Here is an 11,985-nt window from a genome sequence, read left to right as displayed (position 1 = left end):
CCAAAGGCCGAGCAGACTAAATGGACCAAGAGCCATGGTGCTTGATATAAGTGCCAATGGAGAGACTAGTCAAATTAAGGTCTTGGGTACAAAAGGCCCGTCAGATTTCAGTGAAAAGGTCAATATTGGTGGCCTGGACTTTTCCGTACGGTATGGCTCTAAAGTATATGAGCTGCCGTTTGGTATAAAATTGAATGATTTTATTGCGGAAAAATATCCAGGTACGGAAAAAGGATATTCATCATATATGAGTAAAGTTTCAATTGCGGATGAACGGCCTTTTGATTATGATATTTTCATGAACCATGTCCTAGATCATAAAGGATATCGGTTTTTTCAATCTAGCTTTGATCCAGATGAGAAAGGAACGGTACTATCTGTAAATCATGATTTTTGGGGCACTTGGATAACTTATATTGGATATTTTCTGCTTTATATCGGCTTAATGGGAATTATGTTCTTTGGAAAAACAAGGTTTAGGGATTTAGCGGATACATTGGATAAAATAAAAGATAAAAAGAAAAAAATGTTCGGTAGCGCTTTGTTAATGCTATTGTTGGTCAACACCTCATTCTCCCAAGAAAATCATACCGTTAGCCAAGGACATGTGACTACACCAACTACTGAACAGATAGACTCGTTGGTAAAGTCAAGTATGGTTGGTAAGAAACACGCCGATAAATTTGGAAGGTTGGTCATACAGGATGATGGTGGTCGTATGAAACCTATAAATACGTTTTCATCTGAATTGTTACGTAAACTCAGTTTAAAGGATACGTACCTAGGGTACAATTCTGACCAGATTCTGCTCTCCATGATGATGAACCCTGCCGTCTGGTACAATACCGAGTTCATTGCATTGGACAAAAAAGCGCAGAATGATAGTATTAGAAAAATTATAGGGGTACCAAGTGGACAAAAATATGTGAAGGCCACTGATTTTTTTGATGAAAAGGGGCAGTACAAATTAGAGCCTTATTTAAGGGAGGCTACCGCTACCACGAATCCCAATAAATTTCAGCAAGATTTTAAGGATGCCAATATTAGGTTAAGTTTATTGAACCAAGCCCTTGGTCAGGATATTGTCAAAATTTTTCCTCTTTTGGATGACGAAAATAACAAATGGATTTCCGCCATAGAATATAGAGGAGGACAATATGAAATAAGAGATTCGCTGTACGCAAATTTTGTTAAGAATGCCCTGCCGTATTATATAATGACTTTGGGAAAGGCTCAAAAAAGTGGAGATTATTCCCAAGCCGATAAATTATTGGAGGCGTTTGAGCAGAACCAAATAAACCACGGTAGCGAGGTTTTACCTTCTAAACAGAAGATAGAGACCGAGGTGATTTACAACCGACTGAATATATTCAATAAGCTATATCAATACTATGCACTTGTTGGACTATTGATGTTTCTTACACTTATATTACAAATTTTTAAAGATCGCTCTATTTGGCGTGTTGCCATTTACTTTTTTAAAGGAACCATTATCATCTTATTTTTATGGCATACTGCAGGTTTGATATTGCGATGGTATATTTCCGGTCATGCTCCTTGGAGTGATTCTTATGAAAGTATTTTATATGTTGCTTGGGCTACCATGGGAATTGGTTTGGCCTTAGGAAGAAAAAGTGATATGACCTTGGCCTCATCCGCATTCGTAACTTCTATGCTGTTGTGGATTGCCCACCAAAGTTGGATCGATCCGTCCATTGCCAATTTACAACCCGTTTTGGACAGTTATTGGTTAATGATCCATGTGGCCGTAATTGTGGGTAGCTATGGACCCTTGACAGTTGGAATGATATTGGGACTTGTAAGTCTTATTCTAATGATTTTGACCACTAAGAAGAATAAGGCAAGAATGGCAATAAACATAAAGGAATTAACGATCATCAATGAGCTGGCACTGACCACTGGTCTGGTAATGTTGACCATTGGTAACTTCTTAGGAGGGCAATGGGCCAATGAAAGTTGGGGACGCTACTGGGGTGGGATCCAAAGGAAACTTGGGCTTTGATTTCAATTATGATATACGCTTTTGTAATCCATACCAGACTGGTTCCCGGATTAAGAGGCAAATGGACCTTTAACTTTATGAGTGTGGTGGCATTTGGAAGTATTATGATGACCTATTTTGGTGTCAACTTTTACTTGGTCGGCCTGCATAGTTATGCTAGTGGAGCACAGGTGATAACGCCCACTTTTATTTACTATTTGGTTGCGGGTGTTTTGGTCTTGGGTGCCTTAAGTTATTGGAGGTATAAGGTAAATTATTCTAAATAAATTATTGAAGTAAAAGCTTCATTAATTCTTCCGCCGCAATTTTACCTTTTAGTCTTAAAAAATCCCGTGGTGTATTGTCGCCCAATTCAAAGACTATGGCCGGCATGTCATGATTTACGTAAAAGTAATTTCTGGATACCATTGTGGGTTTTATATCCGTAGAGGGTTTTATATTGGTATGTTTTTGGGGAAGGCGATTGCTTATGTTTTCTATCCAATTAAAAATAATTTCGCCCTTTTTGCCAATAATGGTAGAATCAATAGGGTAATAGATATCGTCCCAAGTTGAATGAAAATCGGCTCCAAATACAAATTCATATCCTTCATCTTCCTTTTGTACCAGAAAATCACGTACGCTTCTTGTTTCTGGTTGATTAAAATTTTCCCAATCCCTGTTCAGATCAATACCGCCCATATTATGTCGCCAGTGACCATTGTCAACCCCATCAGGATTCATTAAGGGTACCACGAATAAATCATAATTGTTCCTAAAATCCTGTGCTTCTGGAGAATCGCCTGCTAACGTTTCAATGAAAGACTTCATTGCTAAAAATCCGGTTACCTCCGGAGGATGCTGTCTGGAAATGACCATTACGGCCTTTTTATGGCTTCCTTCCTTGATCTGCATTACATTCATGGACCTATTTTCTCTGCTTCTGCCGATCTCGTAAGTGGTGACATAAGGTTTTGTTGACATGGAATCTACCCATTGCTTTACCCTGGTAGAGCCATATAGTTCTTGTGCAGTTATGTAAAGTGGCTTTTCGCCTATATTCACCTTGATTTCAACGAACTCCGGTACCGCTTTTATACCAAATGTTCCCGTTCCTTCATTAATTGCATTGAAATTTACACTGTCCAATGGCGTAAAATGTATTCCATCAGTGCTAAGTTTTGGATAGTATCTACTGCGAGAATCCTGATAGGTCATTTTAATGGTTATCGTTTTGGGAGTTGTAGACCAAACTTTAAAGGCGTACCATGGGCTTACATTGACCGGTGTATTTTCTGCAGTAATCAGTGCGGTATAGTGATCATTGCCATCATAGGCGATGCCATTTAATCTTCCACTTTCAAAATCATTGCTAAAAAGGTTGTTTCATCTTCAAAGGACCAAATTCCCTTCCATTGTTTTTGTACGGGTTTGGACAATGTAGATACAATGGCATTTTTGCCCTGACCTTGATAACCGGTTGTAACGGGTTTTTGATTGGTGCAGGAAAGTACTAAATAACATATGAAAATCGTAGATAGTAGTTTTTTTATCATGGCCTGTTGGTTATGGGTTGCACTAACTGTAAATCTGCAAATGGTAAACTTATAACTAATAAATCTAAAAACAAATATTCAACGTTGTATCATGTTCGGTTCAATCTACTTGTAGCTACCTTATCGAATCGATCAAAGATTTTTAGATTAGTATTCATTACCTTTATTCCCTTTAATTTAATATGCATGAATTCCAATAAAAAAGGGTTAAATACTATTTGTACACATGTAGGGGAGTTAGAGGATAAACAATATAGAGGGGCGGTATCTCCTCTTTATATGAGTAGCTCATATGCCTACGAAGATGTTGATGTTAAGCGCTATCCACGTTATTTTAATACACCCAATCAAGAAGGGCTTTGTAAAAAAGTAGCAGCTCTTGAGCATGCAGAGGCGGCTTTGATATTTGGTAGTGGCATGGCCGCGGTAAGCACTGCATTAATGGCGTTTTTAAAGGCCGGTGAACATGTAGTTTTACAACAAACCCTATATGGTGGCACCTATAACCTGGTTCATGAGGAATTTAGTAAATATGGTATTGAATATACCTTTACAAAGGGTTGGGCAGCTAAAGATTTCGAAGCGGAAATCAAGGATAATACTAAAGTAATCTACATAGAGACCCCTTCTAATCCATTATTGACAATAACTGATTTGGAGGCTGTTGCGGCACTTGCACAAAATAATGGACTCGTTTCTATGATAGATAATACATTTGCTAGTCCGGTGAATCAAAACCCTATTGATTTTGGAATAGATATTGTAATTCATAGTGCTACCAAATATATGGGAGGTCATTCAGATATCTGCGCAGGAGCGGTTGCCTCCAATACCCAGAATATTGATCGCATTTTTCAACTGGCCAAAAATTTTGGTGGTAGTTTAAGTGATTATACCGTATGGCTTTTAGAGCGTAGTATAAAAACAATGGGAATCCGTGTACGGGCACAAAACGAAAATGCGTTGGCCATGGCCCAATTTTTGGAAAAGAATGATGATATCGTAAAAGTGTACTATCCTGGTTTGCCCCACCATCAAGATCATGATATTGCAAAAAGACAAATGAAAGGTTTTGGCGGTATGGTCTCCTTTGAATTAAAGCCTGGTATAGATTCCTCAAAATTTCAGAAAGCCTTGCAATTAATTAAGCCATCCATGAGCTTGGCCGGGGTGGAAAGCACGTTACTTTCACCAGCAAAAACCTCACATGCACTAATGAGCGCAGAAGTGCGGGAAAGTCAAGGAATTGCGGACGGACTTATCCGTTTCTCCGTTGGTATTGAAGAGGTGGATGATTTGAAAGCTGATATTCTCCAAGCGATAAAAAAAGTTAAATTACACCCTTTATCTTAATAAAAGAAATAGCATGAAATTGGATATTTTAGTATTTGGGGCACACCCAGATGACGCGGAGTTAGGTGCAGGTGGTACCATTGCCAAAGAAATTGCCTTGGGCAAGAAAGTAGGTATTATAGATTTAACCCGTGGGGAATTAGGTACAAGGGGATCAGCGGAAATACGTGATGTAGAGGCGGCGGACGCTGCAAAGATATTAGGTGTTACAGTCCGAGAAAATCTAAAATTTAAGGACGGATTTTTTGTTAATGATGAAAACCACCAAATGGAGGTTATCAAGGCGATTAGAAAATATAGACCGGAAACCGTATTATGTAATGCTATAGATGATAGGCATATAGATCATGGTAAAGGAAGTAAACTTGTAAGTGACGCTTGTTTTTTGAGTGGGTTGAGACGTATTGAAACAAAATTAGGGGAGGTGCACCAACAGGAATGGAGACCAAAATTAGTATACCATTACATACAATGGAAGAACCTAAAACCGGATTTTGTTGTTGATATTAGTGATTATATTATTTCCAAGACCAATGCTATCAAAGCCTATACTTCACAATTTCACGATCCAAACAGCAGTGAACCAGAAACACCAATTAGTAGTAAAACCTTTATAGAAAGTGTACACTATAGAGCTAAAGATTTGGGAAGATTGGTCGGTGTAGATTATGGAGAAGGCTTTACGGTTGAAAGAATGGTTGCCGTAAAATCCTTGGATAGTTTAATTTAGGCAGATTTTTTATATTCTTCCCTAACACGGGGAATGGAAAAGTAGAAGGTGGAGCCTTTTCCAAGAGCGCTATGTACCCAGATTTTACCTTTGTTTTTCTCTACCATTTCCTTACATAAGGAAAGTCCAAGTCCTGTCCCTTTTTCATCATTGGTGCCATAGGTAGTATGGTTGGCATCTTTTTGAAAAATCTTACTCATAGTCTCTTCGCTCATGCCCATACCATTATCCTTCACATATATCTCACACGTTTTTAATTTTTGTATGGCACCAATAATGATCTGTCCGTTATTTGGTGTAAACTTAAGGGCATTGCTCAAAAGATTACGAATAATAATGTCTATCTGGTTGGGATCAGACCATATCTGGCAATTAGGTTCTATTCTATTTTGTAGGGTTATTGACTTAGATTGTGCAATTTCAGATAATAGTGCAATATTTTCATCAACAATAGTGACTAAATTGGTAACCGATGGCTTGGTGATAGAACCGTTCATTTGAGTTTGTCCCCAAGACAGTAAATTGTTGAGCGTAAAAGAAATAGTATCAATATCCACTTTTAATTTGGGGACGAAGTTCAAGAATTCGTCCTTGGTCATTTCACCTTCCTTAAATAATTTCAATAGTCCTTGAAATGCGCCTATTGGTCCCCTAAGGTCATGACCAATGATTGAGAACAATTTGTTCTTCGTTTGGTTCAGCTCGTTTAAATACGCCTGTTTTTCTTCTAAATCTTGCTTTTTAGATAAAAGCTCTGCATTTAGTTTTTTTTGTATTTGCTGATTTCGTTGAATTATAAAGGTAATGACGACAAAGATGATTAGAATTATAGCAATAAGATAAATAACAATATTTTGTTTGGCCAATGCCTTTTCGTTTTCTAATATCAATTGTTGCTTTTGCCTATTATATTCCGTTTTTGTCTTCAACATGTCCAAGGCAATTTCATTTCCTTTTTTAGTCAAGGATTCCGAAGTCACTTGAAATATCTCATGGTACCAAAGCGATTTTTTATATTCTTTTTTGTTCTTGTGTATTTTAAACAACTGATAGGCACAATCCTTAATTCCTGTTCTATAACCTATTTTTTTAGACAATTCAAAGGCTTCTAAAGAATACACCTGCGCTATACTGTCATTATCGGTATTCAAATAAGCTTCTGACATACCGTTGAGAAGAGCAATCTTTCCTCTATCGTCCTCAATTTCTTCATGAAGTAATTCACTTTGCTTATACCAATATAATGCCCAAGTATTCTTACCTTTTTTTAAATAGATCTTACCTTTAACCTCATAGGCATAAGCAAGCCATTCTAAAATTTTCTCTTGTTCAAATATGGTAATTGCGCTATTAATGTTGAACATTGCATATTCCAGTTCGTTCATGTCTGCATAGGCATCTGCCATACTGCTCATGGTTTCGGCAATATATATTACATTACCAATTTCCTCATTGATCGCTTTTACTTTTTTGAAGAATACCATGGCATGGTTGTAATCTTTCTGGGATAAATACAACTCTGCAATATTTTCATTGATAATGGAAAGGTAATTTTTATAATCTTGTTTCTCAGAAATTTCAATAGCCTCTAAATATCCTTTTAAAGCCAATGCATAATTGCCTTGAAAGCTATACTCCTTGGATAATACATTGAGCGATTTTACCTTTAACCTAAGTTCTTTATGATTTGAAGCCAGATCATGGGCTTTGTTGAAATAAGATATTGCATGATCTATATGGCCTTTGTCAGAGTAGAATCCACCTAAATTAATAAAAGAATAAATTTCACCGTTAATATATGATGATGACTGACTTAGCCTTAGACTTTCATCACTTAAACTATATAAACTGTCTAGATTGTGATAACGGTATTCACCAGCTAAGTCTATGATTTTATTTATATAAAGGGTATCCTGAGGTTTAAAGCTTGGGGAATTACGAATTGTTTCTAATTCTCTCAATAGTATTTTTCTTCTTAAATCCTGTCCAAAAGTATTGGAATTGACCAATATTATAAAAATGAATGCCGTAACACGACATGCTTTTTTATATCCGGTACATATTCTCAAAAACTTATAATTCATAAATAGAATCAAAAATTAAAATCTAAAATTAACTTACAAGTAGTGAGATAAATAAATTATGTTGTGAAATGCTAAATATTGTGTGTTTCAGCGATTTAAATGTGTAGTTCGTCGATGTTTTTACTGATTGACACAAAAATTTAATCAGTAAAATCTTACTTTATAGACATAATTTAAATGATTATTCTTACTTTATAAATAGTAGATAAATAGTATGTAAATATTTGATAATCATTGTAATAGAATGATTTTTTATAATTTTTCTACTATGTATATATCTTTTTCATAGGTAGTTCAACAGAAAATATACTGCCTTGGTCAAGTGTACTTTCTACTTGTATTTTGCCATTGTTTGCCAACACCATTTCCTTTACTAATCGCAGTCCCAGTCCAGTACCCTTTTCCCTGTTAGTACCATAGGTTGAAAAATGTTCATTGTCATTAAAGATATTTTGAATGGCTTCTTTACCCATACCAACACCATTGTCAATGACGTATATTTTGAGCGAATCATCAATCTGTTCGGTCAATATTTTAATTTCACCATTATTGGGGGTGAATTTAATGGCGTTACTAATTAAGTTTCTAAATATAATATTGAAATGGTCCCAGTCTACAAAAGCGGTATGAACTTCTTTGATGCCGGTAATAAGTTTAATGGATTTTTTTTGAAGTTCATTTTTATATAATTGTAAAATAATATCCAATTCCGGTTTTACCTGTACTGTTTCCGGATTTATTTGATTCCCGTTCATTTGCGCCTTGCCCCAATGTAAAAGATTATCCATTGTAAATTGAACTTGTTCTAGTTCTTCCTTTAATTGTGGAGCAAATTTTTCAAAATAAACTTTACCTTCAGGGTCTTCCAAATAAAACTTTAGCAATTCTTTCAGGGAAATGATAGGCCCCCTTAAATCATGGCCAATGATTGAAAAAAGCCGATCTTGATTTCTATTGATTGTTGTTAGTTCTTTTTGGTTTTCATTTAATGCCACTGCTTGACTTTCCAATTGTTTATTCAATAATTTTTCCCTTTTATTGATGCTCAATATGATTAAAACTATTATGAACAAGATAGCCAAAGCTATGAGGGCCCATCTAACGTATTTGCGTTGTTGCTCTAATTCAAGAGCACTTTTTGCCTTAAGGTCTTCTTTTTCCTTTTCAAGATTAAGTTTGGCGTTGACCATAGTTAAATTTCTACGATTCTTTTCTTTGGAAATATCGTTGGCCAGTTTCTCGGTCATTTCCAAATATTCCAAGGATTTACCAATATTACCTTGTTGCTTGTTAATCTCATATAATAATCTATAAACTTTTTCTAAGCCTGTGTTTAATTTAAATGATTTGTACAGGTCAAGACTTTTATATGCATAATCCTCAGAAGTGTCAATGTCATTCAATTTGTAGTTAGCCTTGGCAAGACCAAAATATACATCGGCCTTACCTTTAATATCATTGAGGGAGTTATGTGAATTAAGAGCTTTTGTATAATTGGACTTAGCCATCTGATAATTTCCGGTCTTTAAAAGTAATTGACCATAGGTGCCATAGGAAAATGCCAACCACAACTCATCATTGTGTTTTTTAAAATAGGTAATACTATTTTGTAATAATGATTTTGCTTCCTGAAATTTATCTTGTTGAATATAGAGATAGGCTAAATTACTAGAAATCATGGCTATCATACTGCCATCCTGTAATTTTTGAGCTGCTTCTTTTGCACTTGCATAATAGCCGTGAGCTTCATCAAAATCTTCCAGTAGGTTGAACATAGTCCCTAAGTTCATGTTCATTCTGAACACATAAAAATCATCTTTTTTTCTTTCACCTATAGCTAGCGCATGTAAAAAATGGGTGTAAGTCAACGGATAGTTTTGTTGACTAAAATATGCTTGCCCTAATTGGTTATGTACCTTCATTTCGGTTTGGGCATATTGAGATAGGTGTATGTCCGCTATGGCTTTGTTTCCAAAATCTATAGCTTTCTCCATCTCACCTTTAAATAAGTGAAACATTGAAAAATTGGATAATGCTTCTAGTTCTCCTTTTTTATAATCTATGGCCCCACTAATTTCAAGTGCTTTTTGAGCAAGTATGTTTATAGAATCTTTTGCTGTATACCTTAGTTGGTATGCTAAACCATTTAATAAATCTACATATTGGGTAGAGTTTTCGGTGAAATTTGGTTGTTGCTTAAAATCTTTTATCTGGTTTTTAAAAATTTGGATACTATCTACTTGCCCAAAAGCTTTAATGCAATTACTAAAGCAAAATATACCAAGAAGAAAAAATTTACATAGGTTTTTGAGAGTCATAGGGGTAACCTGTTATAGGTCATTAAATTAAAACTATTTTTCAATTTAGATAGAAATTAGGTAGGGAAGTGTAAAAATGAAATATTTATTCAAAAGTGATTTATTATTTGCGGGTAATATATAAAAAATTTACATTTGCACTCGCTTACAAATGGTGGTTGTAGCTCAGCTGGTTAGAGCATCGGTTTGTGGTACCGAGGGTCGCCGGTTCGAACCCGGTCTTCCACCCTAAAAGCAGATAGAAAGTCTTGAATATTTGTTCAAGACTTTTTTATTTGGGTCAATTTTAAAAATGGTATAAATGCATAAAAGCCTGATAGTTATGGTAACCATCAGGCTTTTTATTTTTCTTTATTAACTATTCCGTGGCCTTATCGACAACAAGTTTGTTGTTGCGGTTAGCAATTTCCCATGCAGTGTAAAAAATCAATCTTGAACGATTTTCCAATAGATCATAATTTATCTTATCCGGGGTGTCACTTGGTCTATGGTAATCATCATGGGTTCCATTAAAATAAAAAATAATGGGAATATTATTTTTTGCAAAGTTATAATGGTCACTTCTGTAGTAAAAACGGTTTGGGTCGTTTTCATCGTTGTAGGTGTAATCAAGTTCTAAATTTGCATATTCAGCATTGATTTCTTCAGATAACTCATGTAATTCCGTACTCAATTTATCCGATCCAATTAAATAAACATAATTACGGTCACCTTCTCTTTGTGGGTCAATTCTACCGATCATATCAATATTTAAGTTGGCTACGGTTTGTTCCAAAGGAAAGAGTGGCTCATAATCCGTATAATATTGAGAGCCAAGTAAACCTTTTTCCTCTCCGGTAACATGTAAGAAAACTATAGAACGTTTTGGCCCGTGACCGGCGTCCGCTGCCAATTTAAAAGCTTCTGCAATCTCCAATAACGAAACCGTACCAGAACCATCATCATCCGCACCATTATTGATTTCTCCGTTACTTGAAATTCCAATATGATCTAAATGCGACGAAATAACCAAATACTCCTCTGGCTTTTCAGTGCCCTTTATTATGGCGGCAACATTTTCTGAGGATATTTTATCATTAGAGCTTTCAAAATTAAGTTCTAACGTTGTTGTTAAAATTTTACCTGATTCGTCCGTATTGATTGATGGATAAATTTCTTCTGCCAAATTTTGGTCAATAAACAGACTATAGAATTCAGTGGCATTGGGATCTACAAGTTCCATTCTGCCACTATTATTGGTTTCCATGTACTGATACCTGCGTTTAAAACGATCAAAATTTTGGGCATCATAATACAATACACCTTTAGCTCCTTTTTCTACCGCTATCTGTATTCTCTTGGTCAATGATTCTGACATGTTGCTCCAAATGGATGGCTCCGTACTACCGGAAATCTTATAGGTACCGTCTTCATTTTTAGGTTCACCAGATTTTAATAGTACAATTTTATCCGTAACATCCAAGTCTCCATAATCTGTATAAGATTCATCTTCAATGCCATAGGCTATATATACAATATTGTCAAATGCATTCTGTGCAGCTCCAAAGGTTAATACGTGGTCACCAATACCAAAATCCTTGCCGTTGACGCTTAACTTGCCGGTGGGTAAGTTGCTTACCTCTAAAGGAACGTTCTGAAAATAATCTCCATTTGGTTTTGCGGCAGGTACACCTAATTCTTCATATTGAGCCTTGATGTATTCAATAGCTTTTTTCTGGCCCGGTTGTCCCGTTTCCCTTCCTTCAAATTCATCAGAGGCGTAAATGTATAGATGGTCCTTTAATTCATTTTCAGTGATTGAAGTAGCATACGTTGTAGGAGATACTTTTTCTGTGGTCTTTGCTTCTGCTTTTTCTGTCACCGTTTTTTGTGAAGAATTACAGGAAAAGACCAATGAGACCAATAAGATCAGTGCTTTTTTCATGTTCTTTTTTTTGATAAA

General features: G+C 35.7%; 7 protein-coding genes, 1 tRNA gene and 1 pseudogene. 4 read left to right on the top strand and 5 right to left on the bottom strand.

Annotation, left to right across the window (positions count from 1 at the left end; genetic code table 11):
• Nucleotides 1–2,289: pseudogene (locus Q2T41_RS20695) on the top strand (cytochrome c biogenesis protein); the annotation flags it as partial.
• Nucleotide 2,290: 1 nt separating this feature from the next.
• On the opposite strand, the gene Q2T41_RS20690 reads toward Q2T41_RS20695, so the two are convergent.
• Together Q2T41_RS20690 and Q2T41_RS20685 are read right to left on the bottom strand one after the other, a co-directional pair.
• A complete protein-coding gene (locus tag Q2T41_RS20690; RefSeq protein ID WP_304437557.1) occupies nt 2,291–3,220 on the bottom strand; it encodes a M14 family metallopeptidase in 930 nt (309 codons plus the stop codon).
• Nucleotides 3,221–3,348: 128 nt separating this feature from the next.
• A complete protein-coding gene (locus Q2T41_RS20685; RefSeq protein ID WP_304437556.1) occupies nt 3,349–3,558 on the bottom strand; it encodes a hypothetical protein in 210 nt (69 codons plus the stop codon).
• Between the two features lie 186 nt (nt 3,559–3,744).
• Here Q2T41_RS20685 and Q2T41_RS20680 point away from each other — a divergent pair, with 186 nt between their 5' ends.
• Entirely contained in the window at nt 3,745–4,911 is a 1,167-nt protein-coding gene (locus Q2T41_RS20680) for a trans-sulfuration enzyme family protein (RefSeq protein WP_304437267.1), read from the top strand.
• Nucleotides 4,912–4,924: 13 nt separating this feature from the next.
• Nucleotides 4,925–5,641, top strand: coding sequence for a bacillithiol biosynthesis deacetylase BshB1 (gene bshB1, locus Q2T41_RS20675; RefSeq protein ID WP_304437268.1), 717 nt, complete (start codon nt 4,925–4,927; stop codon nt 5,639–5,641).
• On the opposite strand, the gene Q2T41_RS20670 is transcribed toward bshB1, so the two are convergent.
• Entirely contained in the window at nt 5,638–7,725 is a 2,088-nt protein-coding gene (locus Q2T41_RS20670; RefSeq protein WP_304437269.1) for a tetratricopeptide repeat-containing sensor histidine kinase, read from the bottom strand. The genes bshB1 and Q2T41_RS20670 overlap by 4 nt on opposite strands.
• 266 nt (nt 7,726–7,991) lie before the next feature.
• Nucleotides 7,992–10,043 (bottom strand): tetratricopeptide repeat-containing sensor histidine kinase, encoded by a 2,052-nt coding sequence (locus Q2T41_RS20665; RefSeq protein ID WP_304437270.1) that lies wholly within the window; start codon nt 10,041–10,043, stop codon nt 7,992–7,994.
• A gap of 153 nt (nt 10,044–10,196) precedes the next feature.
• On the opposite strand from Q2T41_RS20665, the gene Q2T41_RS20660 reads away from it, so the two are divergent.
• A tRNA-His gene (locus Q2T41_RS20660) sits at nt 10,197–10,272 on the top strand.
• A gap of 129 nt (nt 10,273–10,401) precedes the next feature.
• Here the strand turns inward: Q2T41_RS20660 and Q2T41_RS20655 are convergent.
• Nucleotides 10,402–11,967 carry a M28 family peptidase gene (locus Q2T41_RS20655; RefSeq protein ID WP_304437271.1) on the bottom strand — a complete coding sequence of 522 codons (1,566 nt, stop codon included), beginning with the start codon at nt 11,965–11,967 and terminating at the stop codon, nt 10,402–10,404.
• Nucleotides 11,968–11,985: the final 18 nt, after the last annotated feature.

The organism is Maribacter confluentis, assembly GCF_030505015.1.
In the GTDB taxonomy this organism is placed as follows: Bacteria; Bacteroidota; Bacteroidia; order Flavobacteriales; family Flavobacteriaceae; genus Maribacter; species Maribacter sedimenticola.
This window is presented reverse-complemented; position numbering and strand designations above follow the sequence as displayed.